The sequence below is a fragment of the Kribbella sp. NPDC048837 genome, from assembly GCF_055586945.1.
The window spans coordinates 160,779-181,099 of record NZ_JBVJHF010000004.1; the positions used below are offsets into that span (position 1 = coordinate 160,779).

Annotated in this window: 16 protein-coding genes and 1 riboswitch; of the genes, 7 read left to right on the forward strand and 9 right to left on the reverse strand. The window is 69.8% G+C overall.

All coding sequences use genetic code 11. The features are described 5' to 3' along the window. Positions 1 to 76 precede the first annotated feature (76 nt). Positions 77 to 1,450: an FAD-dependent monooxygenase gene (locus ACZ6O0_RS20880; RefSeq protein WP_465766602.1), complete on the forward strand. Its 1,374-nt coding sequence runs from the start codon at positions 77 to 79 to the stop codon at positions 1,448 to 1,450. Here ACZ6O0_RS20880 and metH read toward each other — a convergent pair. From metH to ACZ6O0_RS20895, 3 genes are all read right to left on the reverse strand, one after another. After that, positions 1,372 to 4,977: a methionine synthase gene (gene metH, locus ACZ6O0_RS20885; protein WP_465766603.1), complete on the reverse strand. Its 3,606-nt coding sequence runs from the start codon at positions 4,975 to 4,977 to the stop codon at positions 1,372 to 1,374. The two genes, ACZ6O0_RS20880 and metH, sit on opposite strands and share 79 nt — an antisense overlap. 22 nt (positions 4,978 to 4,999) lie before the next feature. Further along, positions 5,000 to 5,077: riboswitch (S-adenosyl-L-homocysteine riboswitch) on the reverse strand. Between the two features lie 130 nt (positions 5,078 to 5,207). Beyond that, positions 5,208 to 5,741, reverse strand: a complete 534-nt coding sequence (locus ACZ6O0_RS20890) for a TetR/AcrR family transcriptional regulator (protein WP_465766604.1) — start codon at positions 5,739 to 5,741, stop codon at positions 5,208 to 5,210. Then, a complete protein-coding gene (locus ACZ6O0_RS20895) occupies positions 5,738 to 7,150 on the reverse strand; it encodes an MFS transporter (RefSeq protein ID WP_465766605.1) in 1,413 nt (470 codons plus the stop codon). The genes ACZ6O0_RS20890 and ACZ6O0_RS20895 overlap by 4 nt, the downstream gene beginning before the upstream one ends. A gap of 139 nt (positions 7,151 to 7,289) precedes the next feature. On the opposite strand from ACZ6O0_RS20895, the gene ACZ6O0_RS20900 reads away from it, so the two are divergent. Beyond that, complete coding sequence (locus ACZ6O0_RS20900) at positions 7,290 to 8,186, forward strand: NAD-dependent epimerase/dehydratase family protein (protein ID WP_465766606.1); 897 nt, start codon at positions 7,290 to 7,292, stop codon at positions 8,184 to 8,186. A gap of 379 nt (positions 8,187 to 8,565) precedes the next feature. Here the strand turns inward: ACZ6O0_RS20900 and ACZ6O0_RS20905 are convergent, their stop codons facing one another. Together ACZ6O0_RS20905 and ACZ6O0_RS20910 are read right to left on the reverse strand one after the other, a co-directional pair. Beyond that, the gene (locus ACZ6O0_RS20905) at positions 8,566 to 10,242 is read right to left on the reverse strand and encodes a S1C family serine protease (RefSeq protein ID WP_465766607.1); all 1,677 of its coding nucleotides are present in this window, start codon (positions 10,240 to 10,242) and stop codon (positions 8,566 to 8,568) included. An 82-nt stretch (positions 10,243 to 10,324) separates the two neighbouring features. After that, a complete protein-coding gene (locus ACZ6O0_RS20910; protein WP_465766608.1) occupies positions 10,325 to 10,882 on the reverse strand; it encodes a TetR/AcrR family transcriptional regulator in 558 nt (185 codons plus the stop codon). Positions 10,883 to 10,977: 95 nt separating this feature from the next. Between ACZ6O0_RS20910 and ACZ6O0_RS20915 the strand changes: the two genes are divergently transcribed. Genes ACZ6O0_RS20915 through ACZ6O0_RS20925 form a run of 3 tightly spaced genes read left to right on the forward strand, consistent with a single transcriptional unit; the run spans position 10,978 to position 13,323 of the window. Further along, a complete protein-coding gene (locus tag ACZ6O0_RS20915) occupies positions 10,978 to 11,808 on the forward strand; it encodes an oxidoreductase (protein WP_465766609.1) in 831 nt (276 codons plus the stop codon). A gap of 26 nt (positions 11,809 to 11,834) precedes the next feature. Next, entirely contained in the window at positions 11,835 to 12,683 is an 849-nt protein-coding gene (locus ACZ6O0_RS20920) for an alpha/beta fold hydrolase (protein ID WP_465766610.1), read from the forward strand. Then, positions 12,676 to 13,323 carry a TetR/AcrR family transcriptional regulator C-terminal domain-containing protein gene (locus ACZ6O0_RS20925; protein WP_465766611.1) on the forward strand — a complete coding sequence of 216 codons (648 nt, stop codon included), beginning with the start codon at positions 12,676 to 12,678 and terminating at the stop codon, positions 13,321 to 13,323. Before ACZ6O0_RS20920 ends, ACZ6O0_RS20925 begins: the two co-directional genes overlap by 8 nt. On the opposite strand, the gene ACZ6O0_RS20930 is transcribed toward ACZ6O0_RS20925, so the two are convergent. Next, a complete protein-coding gene (locus tag ACZ6O0_RS20930) occupies positions 13,286 to 14,428 on the reverse strand; it encodes an epoxide hydrolase family protein (protein ID WP_465766612.1) in 1,143 nt (380 codons plus the stop codon). The genes ACZ6O0_RS20925 and ACZ6O0_RS20930 overlap by 38 nt on opposite strands. 61 nt (positions 14,429 to 14,489) lie before the next feature. Between ACZ6O0_RS20930 and ACZ6O0_RS20935 the strand changes: the two genes are divergently transcribed. Together ACZ6O0_RS20935 and ACZ6O0_RS20940 are read left to right on the forward strand one after the other, a co-directional pair. Then, entirely contained in the window at positions 14,490 to 15,434 is a 945-nt protein-coding gene (locus ACZ6O0_RS20935; protein ID WP_465766613.1) for a helix-turn-helix transcriptional regulator, read from the forward strand. A 16-nt stretch (positions 15,435 to 15,450) separates the two neighbouring features. After that, entirely contained in the window at positions 15,451 to 16,281 is an 831-nt protein-coding gene (locus ACZ6O0_RS20940; RefSeq protein WP_465766614.1) for an alpha/beta fold hydrolase, read from the forward strand. A gap of 3 nt (positions 16,282 to 16,284) precedes the next feature. Here the strand turns inward: ACZ6O0_RS20940 and ACZ6O0_RS20945 are convergent, their stop codons facing one another. From ACZ6O0_RS20945 to ACZ6O0_RS20955, 3 genes are read right to left on the reverse strand one after another with little or no spacing between them, the layout of a single operon-like run. Beyond that, positions 16,285 to 17,898: a phospholipase C gene (locus tag ACZ6O0_RS20945; RefSeq protein WP_465766615.1), complete on the reverse strand. Its 1,614-nt coding sequence runs from the start codon at positions 17,896 to 17,898 to the stop codon at positions 16,285 to 16,287. Positions 17,899 to 17,918: 20 nt separating this feature from the next. Next, positions 17,919 to 19,112, reverse strand: coding sequence for an iron uptake transporter deferrochelatase/peroxidase subunit (efeB, locus tag ACZ6O0_RS20950; protein WP_465766616.1), 1,194 nt, complete (start codon positions 19,110 to 19,112; stop codon positions 17,919 to 17,921). Beyond that, a complete protein-coding gene (locus ACZ6O0_RS20955; RefSeq protein ID WP_465766617.1) occupies positions 19,109 to 20,233 on the reverse strand; it encodes an EfeM/EfeO family lipoprotein in 1,125 nt (374 codons plus the stop codon). The genes efeB and ACZ6O0_RS20955 overlap by 4 nt, the downstream gene beginning before the upstream one ends. Between the last annotated feature and the right edge of the window lie 88 nt (positions 20,234 to 20,321).

The following is a 20,321-nucleotide window of genomic DNA, read 5'->3' on the forward strand; positions in this document are numbered from 1 at the left end:
CTCGCTTGAATAGTTACCTAAGTTAGGTATATGTTCCTCACATCCAACCAAAGCCTACCTAAGTTAGGTAACTACCATGACCGACATCCTCATCATCGGGGCCGGCCCGACCGGCCTGACCCTCGCTTGCGACCTGGCCCGTCGCGGCATCCCGCACCGCATCGTCGAGAAGCTCGACCGGCCCAGTACGGCGTCCCGCGCCAAGACCATCCAGCCGCGCGCCCTCGAGGTGATGGACGACCTCGGCGTCGTCGACCGCATCCGGGAACTCGGCGCCGTCCACGTCCCCACCCGCCACTACGACGGCGCGCGGGTCACCTCCGAGGCGGTCGAGGCCGCCATCGGCGTACCGCCGTCGCCCGACGTCCCGCACCCCGCCCCGATCTGGATCTCCGAGCCGTTCATCGAGGGCGCCCTGCGCGACCGCCTCACCGAACTGGGCGGTCAGGTCGAGTTCGGCACCGCTGCCACGAGCCTGACCCAGTACGACGACCACGTCGAAGTGTCGACCGGCTCCGAACGGATCCACGCGCGGTACGTCGTCGGCTGCGACGGCGGCCACAGCACAGTCCGCCGGCTCAGCGGGATCGCTTTCGAAGGGACGACGTACGACCGGCAGCGCTGGCATCTCGGCGATGTCCAGATCGACGGCCTGGACCGGCACTGCCAGCACGTCTGGATGTCGCCGGAGCACGGCGTCCTGTCGCTCTTCCCCTTGCCCAGCACGAATCTCTGGCAGTTCCAGTCCTCGATCGACACCGCGATCGAGGAGCCGGAGCAACCGTCGCTCGAGCTGTTCCGGCGGATCTTCGCCGAGCGCGCGGGCGTGCCGGGCGTCCGGATCCACAGTCCCGGCTGGCAGTCGCTGTACCGGATCAACGTGCGGATGGCCGAGCGCTACCGCGACGGCCGGATCTTCCTGGCCGGCGACGCGGCGCACGTCCACTCCCCCGGTGGCGGCCAAGGCATGAACACCGGCATCCAGGACAGCTACAACCTCGGCTGGAAGCTGGCCGCCGTCCTCGACGGCGCGCCCGACGACCTGCTCGACACCTACCAGGAGGAGCGGATCCCGGTCGCCCGCAAGGTCCTCGAGGACAGCACCGCCCGCGGCCGGATGGTGCTGCAGGCGGCGGCCGACAACAACGCGTCCTTTGCCTTGCGCAACCTGACCGACGACTTCACCACCGGCCTGACGATCGCCTACCCGGACAGCTCACTCAACCTGACCGACCACGCCGGTACGCGCGCACCGGGCGGCGTCCACCGCGGACCGGACTGGGCAGTGGTGGCCGATGGCAACGACTCCCTGCTGGTCCGGCCCGATGGGTACGTCGCGGCCCGCGGACCGCTCGGCACCATCGAGAAGCTTCAGTCCGGGTCGTACGCCAGGTTCGGCCGCAGCCAGCGCTCGACCTCCCCGACCGGCAGGCCACGCCGTACGGCGTAGTCCTCGACCTGATCCCGGCCGATGCGACCGACGCTGAAGTAGCGCGACGCCGGGTGCGCGAAGATCAGGCCGCTGACGGCCGCGGCCGGGGTCATCGCGAACGACTCGGTCAGGCCGAGGCCGAGCTTCTCCGCCTCCAGCAGGTGGAAGAGGTCCTGCTTCTCGGTGTGATCCGGGCTCGCCGGGTAGCCGAGCGCGGGACGGATCCCGCGGAACCGCTCCGCGTGCAGATCCTCCAGCACAGGCTCGGCGTCCGGCTCGAACCACGCCCGTCGCGCCTCCAGGTGGATCCACTCCGCGAAGGCCTCCGCCAGTCGGTCCGCCAGGGCCTTGACCATGATCGCCCGGTAGTCGTCGTTGCGTTCCTCGTACGACGCGGCCAGCGCCTCGGCACCGTGGATCGCGACGCCGAAACCACCGAGGTGATCACCGGCGGGCGCGATGTAGTCCGCCAGGCAGCGGTTGTGCCGGCCGGCCGGCTTCTCGGTCTGCTGGCGCAGCATCGGGAAGGACACGTCCAGCCCTTCCAACAGGATGTCGTCGCCCTCACTGTGCGCGGGCCAGAACCCGTACACGCCCTCGGCGGTGAACGAGCCGTTCGCGATGATCTCGTCCAGCAACGTGTTCGCGTCGTCGAACAGCTCCCGCGCGACCGGCTGGTCGAGGATCGCCGGATACTTGCCCTTCAGCTCCCAGGCCAGGAAGAGGAACTGCCAGTCGACCATCGCCCGCAGGGTCTCGATGCTCGGCGACACCCGGCGCAGTCCGGTGAACGCCGGCGTCGGCAGCTCGCCGTACTCGACCGGTTCCTTGTTCGCGCGGGCCGCGGCGATCGTCAGCAGCGGGCTGCGCTGCTTGTTGGCGTGCTGCTCGCGCAGCCGCTCCTGCTCGACCCTGTTGCTCTTGGCAAGCTCTTCGGCGCGCTCCTCGTCGAGCAGGTCGGAGACCACACCGACCACCCGGGACGCGTCCAGCACGTGCACCGTCGTCTGGTCGTACGCCGGGGCGATCCGGACCGCGGTGTGTTGCTTGGACGTGGTCGCGCCACCGATCAGCAGCGGGAGCTTGAGCCCGCGCCGCTGCATCTCGGCCGCGACGGCGACCATCTCGTCCAGCGACGGCGTGATCAGCCCGGACAGGCCGATCGCGTCGGCGCCCTCGGCAACGGCCGTGTCGAGGATCCTTGCCGCCGGCACCATCACGCCGAGGTCGATCACCTCGTAGTTGTTGCAGCCGAGCACGACGCCGACGATGTTCTTGCCGATGTCGTGGACGTCGCCCTTGACCGTGGCCATCACGATCTTGCCCTGGCCGCGGACCGCTTCCGGCCGACCCTCCAGCCGGGCCTGCTCCTTCTCGGCCTCCATGAACGGCTCCAGGTAGGCGACCGAACGCTTCATCACCCGGGCGCTCTTCACCACCTGCGGCAGGAACATCTTGCCGGCGCCGAACAGGTCGCCGACGATCTTCATCCCGTCCATCAGCGGGCCCTCGATCACCTCGAGCGGCCGCGGCAACTGCTGCCGGGCCTCCTCGGTGTCGGCCTCGATGTAGTCGACGATGCCGTGCACGAGCGCGTGCGACAGCCGCTCCTCGACCGTGCCCTCACGCCAGGACAGGTCGATCTCGCGCTGTTTGCCCTTGCCCTTCACGTTCTCGGCGAAGCTCACCAGGCGGTCGGTGGCGTCGTCGCGCCGGTCGAAGATGACGTCCTCGACGAGCTCCAGCAGGTCGGCCGGAATGTCCTCGTAGACCGCGAGCTGACCGGCGTTCACGATGCCCATGTCCAGGCCGGCCTTGCCCGCGTGGAAGAGGAAGGCCGAGTGCATCGCCTCGCGGACGATGTCGTTGCCGCGGAACGAGAACGACAGGTTCGAGATGCCGCCGCTGAGGTGGACGCCCGGACAGCGCGCCTTGATCAACGGCAGGGCGTCGATGAAGTTCTTGGCGTAGCCGTTGTGCTCGGACATGCCGGTGGCGACGGCCAGCACGTTCGGGTCGAAGATGATGTCCTCGGGCGGGAAGCCGACCTTCTGCGTGAGCAGGTCGTAGGCCCGGCCGCAGATCTCCACCTTGCGCTCGACCGTGTCGGCCTGGCCCTGCTCGTCGAAGGCCATCACGACCGCGCCGGCGCCGTAGTCGCGGATCCGCCGGGCGCGCTCGAGGAACTCCTCCTCGCCCTCCTTCAGGCTGATCGAGTTGACCACGCCCTTGCCCTGCACGCATTTCAGCCCGGTCTCCAGCACCGACCACTTCGAGCTGTCGATCATGATCGGGATCCGGGCCACCTCGGGCTCGGTCGCGATCAGGTTCAGGAACGTGGTCATCGCCTGCTCGCTGTCGAGCAGGTCGGCGTCCATGTTCACGTCCAGCAGGTTCGCGCCGCCGCGGACCTGCTCCAGCGCGACGTCCACCGCGGCCTGGTGGTCGTCACCCTCGATCAGCCGGCGGAACCGCGCCGACCCGGTCACGTTGGTCCGCTCGCCGATCATCACGAACCCGGTGTCCGGCCCGATCCTGAACGGCTCCAGCCCGGAGAACCGGGTGGTCTCGTCGGCCGGTACGACGGACCGCGGCGGCAGCTTCTCGACCGACTCGGCGATCCGCTTGATGTGGGCGGGCGTCGTACCGCAGCAGCCGCCGACGATGTTGACCAGGCCGGACTCGGCGAACTCCTGGAGCATGCCCGCGGTCTGCTCGGGCTTCTCGTCGTACCCGCCGAAGGCGTTCGGGAGGCCGGCGTTCGGGTGCGAGGCGACGTAGGTGTCGGCGAACCGGGCCAGGTCGGCCACGTGCGGGCGCATCTCGGCCGCGCCCAGCGAGCAGTTGACGCCGACGACGAGCGGCTTGGCGTGCTCGATCGAGCTCCAGAACGCCTCGACCGTCTGGCCGCTCAAGGTCCGTCCGCTGAGGTCGACGATGGTGACGGAGATCCACAACGGGAGGTGCGGCGCGACCTCGCGGGCCGCGGCGACGGCCGCCTTCGCGTTCAGGGTGTCGAAGATCGTCTCGATCAGGAGCAGGTCGACGCCGCCCTCGGCCAGCGCGGAGATCTGCTCGGCGTACGCGTCCCGGACCTGCTCGAACGTCACCGCGCGGTACGACGGATCCTCGACCCGCGGGGACAGCGACAACGTGACGTTCAGCGGGCCGATCGAACCGGCCACGAACCGGCCGCCGAACTCGTCGGCCGCCTGCCGGGCCAGCCGGGCGCCGGCGACGTTCATCTCCCGCACGTAGGCCTGCATGCCGTAGTCGGCCTGGCCGATGCTGGTCGCTGTGAAAGTGTTGGTGGTGGTGATGTCGGCGCCGGCCGCGAGGTACTGCCGGTGGACGTCGAGGATGAGGTCCGGCCGGGTCAGGTTCAGTAGGTCGGGGTCGCCGGTGAGGTCGTGGGTGTGGTCGCCGAAGCGATCGCCCAGGTAGTCCTCGGGCGTGAGCTCGGCGCCCTGCAACATCGTGCCCCACGCACCGTCGAGCACCGCGATCCGCTGATCGAGCAGCTCCCTCAGCGCGGTTTCACTCATCTGCCGTCCCCTCCAGAAAGATCTTCCGGAGGCGCCCTTGCAGTCGGTGCTCCAGGTCGAGCGTGGCGGACCTGGGTCCGTTGCAGCGCCTCTCGGCCTGGTTGCCCTATGTTAGCGGCGTCACAAGCCCAACCAAGCACCCCTGTCCACATTCTAAGACCCCTGCCCAACCCGTGAACGCGCCCAGTGCGGCGATCGGCAGGCGCCGACGCCGGGAGGCCGGCTCGGCCTCAGTGGATCAGGGACTGGAGTGCGGGGGCGTAGAGGTCGGCGATCGTTTCCGGGGTGGCGGTGGCGATGGGGCCGGTCTTGTTGACGGAGACGGCGGCGCCGAGGCCGAGGAGCTGGGCGGTGATGAGCTCGGCGCGGAGGTCGGCGTCGGGACCCGTCAGGCGGGCGGCGAACGCGTGCGTCACCTGGTCGCGGAAGTGTTCGCGGATCAGGGCGCGCTCGTCGCCGCTGCCGGCCGCGAAGATGACCCGGACGAGCAGGTCCAGACCGTGTTCGCGGCGGTAGTTCACCAGCGTGAGTACGGCGTGCCGGCCGAGCTCCTCGTCCGGCGCGGCGAGCAGGAGTTCGGCTGCCTCGCTGAAGTCGGCGACCCGCTCGAACAACGACTCCTTGCTGCCGAAGTGCTTGACGATCAACGCCGCGCTCACGTTCGCGTCGGCCGCGATCCCGCGCAGCGTGACCACGTCGTACGGCTGGACGGCGAACGCCCGCCGCGCCGCCCGGAGGATCGCGATCCGGCCCGGGTCGGTCACGCCGTACCGATCCCGACCGGCAGCGGCGTGGGACGTCGTGCCGGGATCAGCAGCACCAGCCCGGCCGCGACCACCGCCGCGACACCGGCGATCGCGAAGACGATCAGGTACGCCGACAACGCGGGCGCGACCTGACCGGCCTTGGTGATCGTCACCCCGGCCAGCACGGTCGCGACGATCGTGCTGCAGATCGCGGAGCCGATCGTGCGCATCAGGGTGTTGAGGCCGTTCGCCGCGGCCGTTTCGGTCACCGGCACAGCATGCATGATCAGGGCCGGGAGTGCCGAGTACGCCACCGCGGTTCCGGCCGACACCACGGTCGCCCCGGCCACGATCCCGGCGACGTTCCCGCTGGTGAACAGGCGGACGACGTACCCGGCGGCCATCAGCACCGACGCGATCGCCAGCGTGAACCGCGGGCCGCGCGCGTTCGAGATCCGGGCCGACACCGGCGACAGCAGCACCATCGCGATACCACCGGGCAGCAGGCACAGTCCGCTCACCACGATCGACTCGCCGAGCCCGTAGCCGGTCCAGGTCGGCTCCTGGACCAGCTGCGCGGTCGACAGCGAGTTGGCGTAGAACGAGAACCCGATCAGCAGGGCGCCGAGATTGGTGAAGAGTACGGCGGGGCGCACCGACACTCGCAGGTCGACGAGCGGGCTGGTGGTGCGGAGCTCGTACCAGGCCCACAACGGAACGATCGCGACGGCAACGACGTACAGGGTCGCGACGGACGGCATACTCCAGGTGTTGCTCTTGGAGACGGCGAGCAGCAGGCAGACGAGGAACGCGCTCAGCCCGAGTGCACCGAGGATATCGAACCGCCCGCTGGTCCGGACCGCGGACTCGGGCACGATCAGCAGCACCAGGACGATGTCGAGCAGGCCGAGACCGAGGTTGATCCAGAACATCGTGTGCCAGTTCGCGTACTCCACCACGAGCGTCGCGGCCGGGATCCCGAACGCCGCACCGACGCCGAGGGTCGAGCTCATGATCGCGATCGACGGGATCACCCGGCGCGGTGGCAACTCGTCGCGCAGGATGCTGATGCCGAGCGGTACGACGGCGATCGCGGCGCCCTGGAACGCCCGGCCGGCGATCAGCACCGGCAGCGCGGAGCTGCTCGCGCACAAGAGTGAGCCGATCACCATGGACGACAACGCGATCAGCAGGACGCGGCGTTTGCCGTACATGTCGCCGGCTCGCCCGAGCAGCGGCGTGAACACCGCGCCGGTGAGCAGGGTCACCGTGATCAGCCAGCTGACGTCGGCGGCGGGGCTGTTGGTGATCTTCGGGAGCTCGGGCAGGAGCGGTACGACGATGGTCTGGCTGATCGAGACGAGCACGCCACAGAAGGCGAGGGCGGCCAGGATCAGGCGTGGATGAGCGGCGGCGCGGACGGTCAACCTGGGTTCCTCACGGCGGTGAACAGCTGTTTACTTTCCTCCCAGAGTAAACGACCGTTCACCCCCGCTGGAAGTGGCCCAGGAAACCGCTCACGAACTGGACCACGGTCGTCGTCGGTTTGCTCCCTACGGTGATTCCATGAGGATCTTCGTCGCCGGCGCGTCCGGCGTGGTCGGCCGGCTGCTCGTCCCGCTCCTGGTTGCCCAGGGCCACGAAGTGACCGCCCTCAGCCGGCGGGAGCGTGCGATGGCGCCGGGTGTCCGGACAGTCGTCGCGGATGTGTACGACGCTGCCGGACTACGGGCCGTGGTCGCGGCGGCGCGGCCTGAGGTGGTCGTCCACCAGTTGACCGACCTGACGTCCCGCGACTTCGCCGCGAACATCCGCATCCGCCGCGAAGGCACCCGCAACCTGGTCGACGCCGCGCTGGCCGCCGGTGCCCGGCGGGTGATCTCCCAGAGCATCGCGTGGGCCTACGAACCCGGCGACACTCCCGCGGTCGAGTCCACACCCCTCGACCTCGCCGCCGCCGACGCCGGCCGCCGCGCTTCGGTCGAGGCAGTCGCGGAGCTCGAGGCGATCACCGCGGAAGCCCCTGAGTGGGTCGCCCTCCGCTACGGCATGCTCTACGGCCCCAACACCTGGTACACCAAGGGCGGCCTGATGGCCGACCTCGCCACCACCGGCACCCTCCCCACCGGCCCCGACATCACCAGCTTCCTCCACGCCGAGGACGCCGCGTCCGCCGCCGCAGCCGCCCTCCACTGGCCCACCGGCCCGGTCAACGTCGTCGACGACGACCCGGCCCCAGCCACCGACTGGGCCAAAGCCTTCGCCGAATCCGTCGGCGTACCCAGCCCCACGCCCACGCCGGGCGCACCTGGTCCCGCAGCCACCCAGTCCGCGGCGGCTCCCGATGCCACGCCTGCTTCCACCCGAACCCCGTGGGCCCGAGGCGCCTCCAACACCCACGCCCGGACGAACCTCGGCTGGTCGCCGGCCCACCCGACCTGGCGCACTGGCTTCGGCAGCTAGGGGTGCGGCGCACCGCCGGGTGCCAAGCCCGCCGGTGTCCAGCCCGCCGGCGTTCAGCCCGGGGCGCCTCCAACTCCCACGCCCGAACGCAACTCGGCTGGTCACCGACCCACCCGACCTGGCGCCCCACCCGCTCCCCACCCGCTCCCCGCCCGCGGGTGTTCAGCCCGCCGCGTCCAGACCAGCGTGTCCAGTCCAGCGCCGGGCGACCTGACGATCTGGTGTAGCGCGCGAGTCAGCGGATGTGCCCGGGCCGCGCTTTAGTGGCTGGACAAGGTGATCGGGCCCAGGCGCCCTGTGCAGGGGTGTGGCGCCTGGGCCCGATCGGTCGGTCCGCTTCAGCGGAGGGGAGCGCTGGAGGTGGCGGACCGGTTCGGGATCAGCGGACGGGGCCGGTGATCAGTTCGATGGTGGCCTTGTGGGCCTGGCCGGACTGGTCGGTCCAGCCGACCTCGACCTTGTCGCCGGGGTGCTGGTTGTTCAGCAGCTCCGACAGGGTGTCCGGGGAGTCGACGGTGTGACCGGCGAACGAGGTGATCACGTCACCGGCGGAGATGCCGGCGTCATCGGCCTTGCCGTCGGCGAGTACGTCGCCGACCACGGCGCCGGTGGTGCCCTCGCTGGTGACTACCGAGATCCCGAGCATCGCGGAGGCTCCGATGTGCACGGTGTCCGACGCCTTGCCGTCCTCGATCTGCTGGGCGATGTCCAGCGCCGTGTTGATCGGGATCGCGTAGCCCTCGGTCGTCGTCCCGCTGCCGGACCCGTCGCCGTTGCCTTCGCCGGAACCATTACCCGACCCGTCACCGAACCCGTTGCCCGCCCCGTCGCCGAACCCGTTGCCATCGCCGTTCCCGTTGCCGGAGCCGTCGCCGAAGCTCGGGAAGCCGTTGCCGTCGCCGAACCCGTTGCCGTTGCCGGTGCCGTCGCCGGTCGCCGTCAGGGTCGCGGTGGCGGTGTTGCCGGTGGTGGCCGCAGTCTGGCCGGGGCGGCCGGGGCCGCCGTTGTTGCCGGTGGAGCCGGCGGTGTCGACGCCGATCACCTCACCGGACGCGTTCGCCAGCGGGCCGCCGGAGTCGCCGGCCTGGATGTTCGCGTCGGTCTGGATCAGGCCGGTGAGGTTCTCCGGGTCCTGCCCGCTCTCGTCGGTCGCGGTGATCGACTGGTTCAGCCCGGTCACCTTCCCGGCCGCGTAGCTCGGCGTACCGCCGACGCCACCCGCGTTCCCGATCCCGACCACCTGGTCCCCGAGCTTCACGTTGTCGGAGTCACCCGTCTTCGCGGTCTCCAGCCCGGACGCGTCCTTCAGCTTCAGTACGGCGATGTCGTGCTGCTCGTCGTACCCGACCACGTTCGCGGTGTACGTCTTCCCGTTGCCGATGTCGGTCACCGAGATCGAGGTCGCACCTTCGATGACGTGGTGGTTGGTCAGCACTTCGCCGTCCGAGGTGAGGACGATCCCGGTGCCGGCCGCCCGCGCGCCTTCGAACCCGAGCACGGTGTTCACGTCGACCAGGCCGGGCGACACCTTCGCGGCCACCGAGGCCGCGTCGAACTGCTGCTGCGAGAGCTGCGAGCTGTTCCCGCCGGCCCGCTGATCGATGCCCCAGGCAAGCGACCCGGCCACCAGCACGGCCGCGAGGCCGAGCGCGCCGGCACCCAGCAACCGCCGTCCGCGCTTCTTCGGCGCCGGGGGCTGCGGCCCGAACGGATAGTGCGGATAACCGCCGTACGGCGGTTGCCCACCGCCGAACTGCCCGCCGTAGTACGGCTGCTGTCCACCCTGATACGCCGGACCACCCGCATACGGGCCCGCCTGCTGCTGCCCGCCGTGGTACGGCGCCGACTGCAGATGCGCCGCGTAGTGCGGTGCCGCTTGCCACTGAGCCGGCTGCTGCCCGCTCGCCTGCTGCCCGCCGGCGTATGCCGGACCCGCCTGCTGCGCGCCAGACTGCTGCTGATGCGGACCTGTCTGCTGTGGGCCGGGGTTCTGCCCCGGTCCCGATCCCTGCGTAGGCCCTTGCGCAGCTTCCTGCCGTCCAGCGTCGTCGTTCATTGCCGTTGCCCTCCTCAGCCAGTTCTCTCTGTCTTCGAGTAGAGCTCGCCAGACTGAGAACTCCATCGGGCCAACCAATGAATCAGCTGAGAATCTTCTGCACCGCCATCACCACGGCCCGTCGCCGCACCGCCACGCTCGGCAGGTCGGCGCCGTACTCCGGGTTCATCGACGACCAGCTGGTGGCGATCGCCTGGATCAGCGACAGCAGACTGACCGCCGTGAACTGCCGCGGCACCACCCGCCGCCGCTGACTGCGGTGCAGGTCGTCGAGCCGGCTCTGGTTCACCGCGAGGATCGCCTCCAGCGGCTCGCCCTCCGGCCGCTCGAGCCGATACCAGATCGAGAGCCGCAGGCGATCCGGATGCGCCTCGAAGTAGTCGAACACCCGTCCGGCATAGGCCGGCAGATCCTCGGCGTCGAACCCGACCTCGTCCAGGTACGCCTGCACGGAGGCCGTGAACACCGCGTCGAACAGCGCATCCTTGTTGCCGAAGTAGGCGTAGAGCATCGCCTTGTTACATCCCGCCACCTCGGCGATCCGGCTCACCCGGGCGCCCGCGATCCCGCGCGCGGCGAACTCCTCGGTGGCGGCCTCGAGGATGCGCGTCCTGGTCCGGTCGGCGTTCCGCTGCTGCATACCACCAGCGTACCAACCAACCGGTTAGTTGATTTCCAACCAACTGGTTGGTTAGCTAGTGGTGTATCCAACCGTTTGGTTAGTTAGGAATGATGATGAGCAAGATCTGGCTGATCACCGGCAGCTCCCGCGGGCTCGGCCGCGCCCTCACCGAGGCCGTCCTGGCCGCCGGGGACCGGGTCGTCGCCACCGCCCGCAAGCCCGAGCAGCTCGACGACCTGGACGAGCGGTACGGCGAGCAGGTCCGGGCGATCGCCCTCGATGTGACGGACGCGGACGCCGCGCGTGCCGCCGTACAGACCGCGCTGGACGCGTTCGGCGGGCTCGATGTGGTCGCGAACAATGCCGGCTACGCGAACAGTGCGCCGATCGAGGAGACCACGGACGCGGACTTCCGGGCGCAGCTGGAGACGAACCTGTTCGGTGTCGTCAACGTGACGAAGGCCGCGCTCCCGGTGTTCCGTGAGCGGCGGGCCGGGCATTTTCTGCAGTTCTCGTCGATCGGCGGACGGGTCGGTGGCACGCCGGGGATGGGCGCCTACCAGACCGCGAAGTTCGCCGTCGAAGGCTTCTCGGAGGTGCTGAACAACGAGGTCAAGCCGTTCGGGGTGAAGGTGACGATCATCGAGCCCGGCGCGTTCCGGACCGACTGGGGTGGCTCGTCGATGACGATCGCTCCCGTGCACCCCGACTACGACGAGACCGTCGGCGCGATGAACCGCTACCGCCTGGAGACCGACGGCCAGCAGGCCGGCGACCCGGCCAAGGCGGCACAGGCGATCCTCCAGGTCGTCGGACTCGAGAACCCGCCGCTCCGGCTCCTGCTCGGCAAGGACGCCCTCACGCACGCGGACCGGGCTTCCCAGTCCCGCGCCGAGGAGGCCGCCACCTGGGCCGGCCTCACCACCTCGACCGACTTCGACTGATCGAGCACGGTGTCTACACTGTAGATATGATCTACAATGTAGACACCCAGGCGACCCGACTCCACGTCGAGCGGACCGGCGAAGGGCCGGCCGTCGTTCTGGTCCCAGGTGGGGGCGGCGACGCCGCCATGTACCGGGACCTGGTGGGACACCTGGCCCGGCGGTTCACGGTCATCACGTTCGACCGCCGGGGTAACTCCCGCAGTGCCGGGGAGCGAACCACTGACGTCGGGCTGCCGGCGCAGGCGAGGGATGTGGTCGCCGTGCTGGATGACGCCGCGATCGAGCGGGCGTTCGTGTTCGGGAACAGTGCCGGCGCGCTCGTCACCCTCGGACTGATCGCGGAGCACGCCGATCGCGTCGCCGCTGCCGTGGTGCACGAGCCGCCGATCATCCAGGTGCTGCCGGACGCGGCCGAGCGGGTCGCGTACTTCGACGACCTGTCACGGATCGCCGAGCGCGAGGGATCACTGCCGGCCATGCTGAAGTTCGCGGCCGGCACGATGGACAAGCCGACCAAGCTGTTCGATGCGAGGGCCGGCCGGACGATCGGCGCGGCCGCCGTCAAGCTCGCGAAGCGGCTCGCTCCCGGCAACGAGATGAACCGGCTGTTCGGGAACGCCGACATCCTGATGCGGTCCGAGATGCCGGAGTTCGTCCGCTACCGGCCGGACCTCACGGCCTTGCGTCAGGCGCGCGTACGGTGGGCCTTCGGCGTGGGCGTCGAGAGCGAGGGCCGGTACTACAGTCGCCCCGCACGGCAGCTGAGCGCGGAGCTCGGCGTACCGTGCCTGGAGTTTCCGGGCGGGCATCTCGGCTATCAACGGCACGCCGAGGAGTTCGCCCGCCGGCTGGAAGAGTTCATCGATGCCTGACCGCACCCCGCCGACCCGGACTGTCCTCAACCGTGAGTACATCGCGGCGGTCGCGCTCGACGTGATCGACCGGGTCGGGCTGGCCAAGTTCTCGATGCGCAAGCTCGGCGCCGAGCTGGGTGCGGACCCGATGGCGGCGTACCGGCACTACGCCGACCAGGAGGACCTGTACGACGGGATCGCCGAGCTCCTGTTCGACCGCCTGGACACCGACTCGTTGCCCTGGGCAAAGAGCTGGCAGGAGGTCTCGGCGGCGTACTGCGAACGGCTCCGGGACACCCTGCTCGAGCATCCGCACGCAGTCACGCTGTTCGCCTCCCGCCCGGTCCGCTCCCCCGCCGCCATTGCCACCGGCAACCGCATGATCGAGACTCTGACCGCCGCCGGCTTCACGCCCGCCGACGCGCTGCGGATCAGCCGTTCCCTGCGGGAGTTCACCATCGGTCACGCCCTCACCCTGGCCGTCCTCACCCTGGGCGCCGACCGCCGCAGCCGCAAGCCGGCGCCCGCCGATCCCGCCTACAACCGCCTGGCCGAGGCCGCCGACGGCACCACACCTGGCGACCACTTCGGCCCCGGCCTGCAGGCCATGCTGGACGGGTTCAGCGGAGATCGCGGAAGAACTCGCGGACGTCGGTGAGCAGCAGCTCCGGCTCCTCCAGGGCGGCGAAGTGGCCGCCGTGGTCGACGTCGGTCCAGCGGGTGATGGTGTTGTCGCGCTCGGCGTAGCGGCGGATGCAGACGTCGTGGGCGAAGGCCAGCACCGCGGTCGGTACGCCGGAGTTCTCGAGCTTGGTCCCCCACCGCTCCTGCTGGGCGTAGCCGACGTACGCCGCGGAGCCCGCGGTGCCGGTGAACCAGTAGATCATCGCGTTGGTGAGCAGCCGGTCCCTGCTGATGATTGCCTCGGGCAAGGTGTCGAGCGGCCACGTCCAGGCCCGGAACTTGTCCATGATCCAGGCCAGCTGGCCCACCGGGGAGTCGACCAGCCCGTAGGCCACCGTCTGCGGCCGGGTGGACTGGATCGAGATGTAGCCGAACTCCTCCTGCAGGAACCGGCCGATCCGGGCGATCCGGTCCTGCTCGAGCGGCGTGAGTGTCGCCAGCTCCTCCTCCGGCAGCGGGAACGACGGCAGCGAAGGTCCGCCGTTCGTGTGGACCCCGACGACCTTGTCCCGGGCGGCGCGCGCCACCGCCGGCGAGACCGCCCCACCGATGTCACCACCTTGGACGCCGTATCGCTCGTAGCCGAGCTGATCCATCAGCACCGCCCACACCTGCCCGACCCGCTCCCGGCTCCAACCGCTCTCCGACACCGGCCCGGAGAACCCGAACCCGGGCAGCGACGGAATCACCAGATGGAACGCGTCCGCGGCGTCACCGCCGTGCGCGACCGGATCGGTGAGCGGCCCGATCAGATCGAGAAACTCGGCGATCGATCCAGGCCAGCCGTGTGTCAGGACGAGCGGCAGCGCGTCCGGCTCCGGCGACTTCACGTGCAGGAAGTGGATCCGCTGACCGTCGATCTCGGTGGTGAACTGCGGATAGGCGTTGAGCTCCGCCTCCGCGGCCCGCCAGTCGTACTTCGTCCGCCAGTAGTCGACCAGCTCGGCCAGCCAGGAGACCGGTACGCCGGTGTCCCAGTCGTCACCGGGCAGCGGTGCGGGCAGACGGGTGGCGGCCAGCCTGGCGGCCAGGTCGTCGAGGGCGCTCTGCGGGATGTCGATGCTGAATGGCTTGATCATGTTTCCACTCTGGCACCCACTTAGGACAGCTTCGGTCCTAGCTGGCTGGCAGAATCAAGACATGCTCGAAACCTCCGCGCGACTGCTCAAGCTGCTCTCGCTCCTGCAGCAACCCAAGGAGTGGAGCGGCGCCGCGCTCGCCGACGAGCTCGGCGTCGGGGTCCGGACGGTCCGCCGGGACGTCGACAAGCTCCGCAACCTCGGCTACCCGGTCGACGCCGTACCGGGAGTGGCCGGCTACCGGCTCGGGGCCGGGGCCGCGCTGCCGCCGTTGCTACTCGACGACGACGAGGCGGTGGCGGTCGCGGTCGGGTTGCGCGCGGCCGCGACCGGCAGCGTGGCCGGGATCGAGGAGTCCTCGGCCCGCGCGCTGACCAAGCTCGAGCAGGTCCTGCCGTCCCGGCTGCGCTACCGGATCAAGCTGCTCCAGGAGGTCGCCGTCACCCCCGCCGGTGGGCCGTCGGTGCAGCCGGACGTGCTGCTGGCCGTCGCCGCCGCGTCCCGCGATCACCAGCGCCTGCGCTTCGACTACCGCAACCACGACGGTACGGCGACCACCCGGACGACCGAGCCGCATCGACTCGTCCACATGGGCCGGCGCTGGTACCTGGTCGCCTGGGACCTCGACCGCGAGGACTGGCGCACGTTCCGGCTCGATCGGCTGGAGCCGCGGATCCCGACCGGGCCGCGGTTCACTCCCCGCGACGTACCGGACCTGGACCGGACCGAGCGTGGCATCGCGTCCGGCGGCTACCGCTATCGGGCGCGCCTGCTCGTCCGGGCATCGGCCGCGGAGCTCACCGATCGGTTCGCGGCCAGCGTCGCGACGGTGACTCCGGTCGACGCGTCGACGACTCTGGTCGAGACCGGGAGCAACTCGCTCGACGAGTTCGCGCTGCACCTCGGGCTGCTCGGCCACCCGTTCGAGATCCAGTCGCCGCCGGAGCTGATCGCGCACGTCCGGGACCTCGCGACGCGCCTGGCAGCCTCGGTTCCACCAGCCTGACCGGTAGCGTGCAGTCATGCCGCTGACCGGGGTGGAGGATCGGTACGTCGAGACCGTGCTGGGCCGGATCCGGCTCCGCATCGGCGGCGAAGGGCCGACGATGGTGTTCTGGCCGAGCCTGCTGATGGACGGCACCCTGTGGTCGGGTCAGGCGGCACATTTCATCGACCGCTTCCAGGTCGTCCTGGTCGATCCGCCGGGTCACGGCGGCAGTCAGCCGCTGACCGGGCCGTTCACCTTCGACCAGTGCGCGCAGGTGATCCTGGCGATCGCCGACGACCTGGGCGCCGACCGGATCCATGTCATCGGCAACAGCTGGGGCGGGATGATCGGCGGCACGTTCGCCGCACTCCACCCGGATCGGACCGGCATCGCCGTCCTCATGAACGCGACCGCGTCACCGGCCGGCCTACGGCAGAAGGTCGAGTACGGCGTACTCACCCGGACGGCTCGACTCCTCGGCGGGATCCGGGGACCGTTGACCGGCCCGGTGCGCGATGCCTTCCTCGGCCCGACCACCAGACGCGAGAAACCGCAGGTCGTTGCCACCGTCAACGATCTCGCGCGCCGGGTCGACATCACGTCCGGACGGCACGCGGTCACCAGCGTCGTTCCGCGCCGGCCGGACCAGCGCGAGCTGTTCGCCCGCATTCGTACGCCGGTCCTGGTCGTGGCCGGCGCCGAGGACGCGACGTTCCCGGTGGCCGAGACCGAGGAGATGGCGGACTCGATCCCGGGCGCGCGCTTCGTCGTACTCGAGCAATCGGCCCACCTGGCCGCGCTGGAGTCCCCCACCGAAGTGAATGCCCTGATCGACGACTTCCTCGCCGACCAGGGCATTCGCTGACGGTCAGTGGTTGCTGACGACGGCCCCGGTCTTCGGGTCCAGGATCAGCTTCTTGCTGCTCGGGTGCTGCCGGAAGTCGAACATGCCGGTCAGGCTGCCCGCGCGCTGGTCGAACGAGTGGTCGCCGATCCGGCCGGTCCGCCAGTTGTCCTCGACGAACTTCAGGATCGAGCTCTGGTCGGTCAGCGTGTGGTCGACGTGGTTGGTCTTCGCGTACGGCGAGACCACCAGCAGCGGCAGGCGCGGGCCGTAGCCGCAGCGGTCGGCGTAGCCGCCGGACACCGGGGCGTGCCCACACAGCGCCGACTGGTCGAGAGCGGCGTCCTTGGAGCCGTTCACGATCGGCGGCTTCTGGTGGTCGTACCAGCCGTCGGAGTCGTCGTAGGCGATCACGACCGCGGTCGACGACCATTCCTTGGACTTCTGCAGCTGGTTGATCTCCTTGACCACGAACGCCTGCTCGTCCAGCGGGTCGGAGTAACCGGCGTGGCCGTCCTGGTACTCACCGGCCTTCAGGAAGCTGACCGCCGGCAGGTTGTTCGCCGCGACGGCCGCGTCGAAGTCCGACGTGTCGTACTGGTGGTTGGCCTGGTCGGTGTACCCGATGGTCTGCACCGAGGTCGGCGGCAGGTGCTTCGGGTTCGCCGTCGACTTGTAGTACTCGAAGGGCTCGTGGTGCGCGCTGTAGTCCCCCACCGCGTTGCCCCCGACGTTGGTGTGCTGCGCGCCGCAGACCGCCTTGCCGTTGGCGGAGCCGGTCGGCTTGAAGCCGCCCTGGAACCAGCCCCAGGTGACGTGCTTCTGGTTGAGCAGGTCGCCGATGTTCTGCCCGTGCATCACGGCCAGGTTGTTCGTCGACGTGCCGTTGTTGTTGGCGCAGTCGTCGTAGTAGGGGTCGGGGTCGTTGGTGATCGTGCCGATCCCGTCCTTGTCCGGCGACTGCACGGCGTACGCGTCGGTCGTGGGCTTGCCGGTCTTCGGGTCGACGGCCTGGCCGCCGTGGGTCTGCCCGGAGACCAGGTTCAGCGCGCCCGGGGTCGACGGGCCGTACACCGTGTCGAACGAGTTGTCGCTCATCGCGAAGTGCTGGGCGTAGTTCCACATCGCGGTGACGGTGTTGCCGTCGTAGTAGTCCATCACCAGGCCCGGCTCGCCGAACAGCACGGGCTGACCGGTGCACTTGTCCGTCTCGGTGTTCTCGACGAACTTGTCCATCCTGCCGCCGTTCACGGCCTTCTGCTCCGGACCGTAGCCGTGGTTCTGGTCGCAGGTCAGCGCCTGCGACGGCGCCAGCCGCTTCGGGTCGTAGGCGTTCGGGTTGCGGGTCAGCAGTTGCTTGGACAGCCCGTTCACCTTGGGCGTGTGCCGGGCCGCCGTGAACGGCGTGCCGTTCTGGTTGGTGGCGTTCGGGTACGTACCGAAGTAGTGGTCGAACGAGATGTTCTCGCCGAAGATCACCACCAGGTGCTGGATCGGCGTGGCCGGTTCGGCCACCTTGTACGAATAGGCGGCGTTGGCCACCTGATGGGTGTCGCCGCCGCTGCTGCTGCAGCCGGCCAGCAACAGTCCCGTCGCGGCCACGGCGGCCGTGGCTGCGACACGGAGTCTTGCACGCATGCCTTCTCCTCTTGAGTGACTCATGCCAGCAACGACCGCCCGAAGTGGTCGTTGCCGTCCCGAACACCGGGAAGCGCGAAGAAATAGCCGCCACCGACCGGCCGGATGTAGTCGACGAGGGGCTCGTCGATCAGCCGGGTCTGCACGGCCTCGAACTGCCGGGCGATGTCCTGCTGGTACGCGCAGAACAGCAGCCCCATGTCCAGGTCCCCGACCGCGTCCGCGCCCTTGTCGTAGTTGTAGCCGCGGCGCAGGAACTGGCTGGCCGCGGTCTCGGCGGTACGGGGGTTGGCCATCCGGATGTGACTGGTCAGCGGGATCGCGCCGCCGGTCGGGTCGGCCGGGTAGTTCGGGACATCGGTCTCGCGGTTGCCGTCCAGCGGCGCGCCGGAGTCCCGCCGACGGCCGAACATGTTCTCCTGCTCGCCGACCGACACCCGGTCCCAGAACTCGACCAGCATCCGGATCTGGCGCAGCACCTGGTAGCTGCCGCCCTCGGTCCAGGCCGGCTCGCCGTTGCCCCGGCCCACCCACACGAGCTTGTCGTGGTCGGCCGGCGCCGGCTTGACGATGCCGTCCTTGAAGCCCATCAGGTTGCGCTGCGTGCCGGACGGCCGCGGCGGGTTCTGGAAGCCGTCGACCCGCCAGCGCAGCTGCATCGCACCGCGGGTGTGCCGGGCGATGTCGCGCAGCGCGTGCAGCACGGTGTCGGTCTCCGACGCGCACAACTGGAGGCTCAGATCCCCGTGGCACAGGCTGTCGTCCAGGCTGTCGTTGGGGAACTCCTTCATCGCCGTCAACTTCGCCGGCTTGCGGTCCTTGAGGCCGTACCGCTCGTCGAACAGCGACGCCCCGACGCCGACGGTGACCGTCAGGTCGTCCCCGGGCATGTCCGGGCCGAGTACGCCGGAATCGGCCGGCGGGCCCGTGATCCCCAACGGCGGCAGCGCGCCGCCCGCGGTCAGCAGCCGCGCCCGGTCGGTCAGCGTGGTGAACAGGTCGGTGAGCTCGCCCTTGTTCGCGGCGATCACGTCGAACGACGCGAAGATCGCCTGCTTCTGCGGGTCGGTGGTGATGCCGGCCTGGTGGACCCCGTGGAACGCCACGGAGGTCGACGTCGCCGCGTCGGCGGACACCGACAGCCCGGTCACTGCCGCCGCGCCGGCACCGGCCAGCGCGCCACGCAGGAAGGATCGGCGGCCGACCCCGGTCATGAGCTCCTCCGGACTTCACAGATCGCGGCGACCGGAGCGAGCTTCTCCAGCAGTTCGCCGACCGCGCCGTCGAGCTGTTCCCGGGTAGTCCGGTCCAACCGGTCGACCGGGGTGTTCCGGTGGGCGGCCAGCAGCGCGCGGACCCGGTCTTCCCACTTCCGCACCTGGGGCAGATCGGGGTCACGCGGTTTGAGCACCGGGTCGAGGATCGCCAGCACCTTCGCCGTACCGTCGAGGTTGGCCAGCGCGGTGTTCAGCGACGTACCGCTGCCCTGGTCGTTCGCACCGGTCAGCTCGAACTGGAGCGCGTTCTCCATGATCTCGTGGGCGCGCAGCCCGAGATCGTTCGGATCGACCTGTTCGTTGGGCAGATCCCGCTGCAAACCGTGCACAGCGGCGGCCAGTTGATCCGCGAGCGGCTTCAGGTCGGCGGCGGATGCCTGGTGCCACAGGCCCTTCTCCAGCGGATGGAAGCCGGCGTCGGATCCGTCGATCTTGTCGGCGAAGTCGCCGAACGCGTCGTAGGCCGCGCCGAGCGAGTTGTAGGCCAGGTGCGCCGGCAGCCAATCGGCCCGGGCCGCGCTCAGGTTGCCGGCATCGACATCGCCGCGCAGCTTGTCCGTCTTGGTGGCCAGGTCGGCGACGCCGCTCGCGACCGCCGCCTGGTACTGCTTCACCAGCGGCAGCATGTCGCTCTTGGTGACGGGAACCGCGGCGGGACCGCCCGTCGCGTCGCCCGCCAGGGTGACGACCGGGCCGGTGATGACGTCGGTGTCCTCGATCAGGCAGCGGATCGCGTACCGGCCGGCGCCGAGCTGCACGTCCATCCGCGCGCTCGTGTTCGGGCCGAGGCCCTCCACCTCGCCGTACACCTTGTTGCTGCCGACCTCGACGAGGTCGACCTCAGCGGCCGTATCACCGGTGTTGTGCACAGTGAGCGTCTGCCGACCGGTCCTCGCGCCGGTCCAGCCCTGACCGCACTGGCTGCGGGACACGCTGATCCCGGGCGGGCCACCGGCCGCGTCGGCGGAACTCTCCCAGGGCCGCCACACCGCCACCGCCACCACCGCGCCGATGCCGATGAGCGCGATCGCCGCCGGCAGCGGACGGGGAGTGCGCACGAGAGGTTGCTCCTGGTGATCGGCAAATTTCCATTCGTGGGAAATATAAATGCCCTGTCAGCGGAGTCGGGCTCTGTTGGCCCACTCG

Coding starts and splice junctions, on each gene's coding strand:
- ACZ6O0_RS20880 (WP_465766602.1), top strand. CDS start 77: ATGACCGACATCCTCATCATCGGGGCCGGCCCGACCGGCCTGACCCTC.
- metH (WP_465766603.1), bottom strand. CDS start 4,977: ATGAGTGAAACCGCGCTGAGGGAGCTGCTCGATCAGCGGATCGCGGTG.
- ACZ6O0_RS20900 (WP_465766606.1), top strand. CDS start 7,290: ATGAGGATCTTCGTCGCCGGCGCGTCCGGCGTGGTCGGCCGGCTGCTC.
- ACZ6O0_RS20905 (WP_465766607.1), bottom strand. CDS start 10,242: ATGAACGACGACGCTGGACGGCAGGAAGCTGCGCAAGGGCCTACGCAG.
- ACZ6O0_RS20910 (WP_465766608.1), bottom strand. CDS start 10,882: ATGCAGCAGCGGAACGCCGACCGGACCAGGACGCGCATCCTCGAGGCC.
- ACZ6O0_RS20915 (WP_465766609.1), top strand. CDS start 10,978: ATGAGCAAGATCTGGCTGATCACCGGCAGCTCCCGCGGGCTCGGCCGC.
- ACZ6O0_RS20920 (WP_465766610.1), top strand. CDS start 11,835: ATGATCTACAATGTAGACACCCAGGCGACCCGACTCCACGTCGAGCGG.
- ACZ6O0_RS20925 (WP_465766611.1), top strand. CDS start 12,676: ATGCCTGACCGCACCCCGCCGACCCGGACTGTCCTCAACCGTGAGTAC.
- ACZ6O0_RS20930 (WP_465766612.1), bottom strand. CDS start 14,428: ATGATCAAGCCATTCAGCATCGACATCCCGCAGAGCGCCCTCGACGAC.
- ACZ6O0_RS20935 (WP_465766613.1), top strand. CDS start 14,490: ATGCTCGAAACCTCCGCGCGACTGCTCAAGCTGCTCTCGCTCCTGCAG.
- ACZ6O0_RS20940 (WP_465766614.1), top strand. CDS start 15,451: ATGCCGCTGACCGGGGTGGAGGATCGGTACGTCGAGACCGTGCTGGGC.
- ACZ6O0_RS20945 (WP_465766615.1), bottom strand. CDS start 17,898: ATGCGTGCAAGACTCCGTGTCGCAGCCACGGCCGCCGTGGCCGCGACG.
- efeB (WP_465766616.1), bottom strand. CDS start 19,112: ATGACCGGGGTCGGCCGCCGATCCTTCCTGCGTGGCGCGCTGGCCGGT.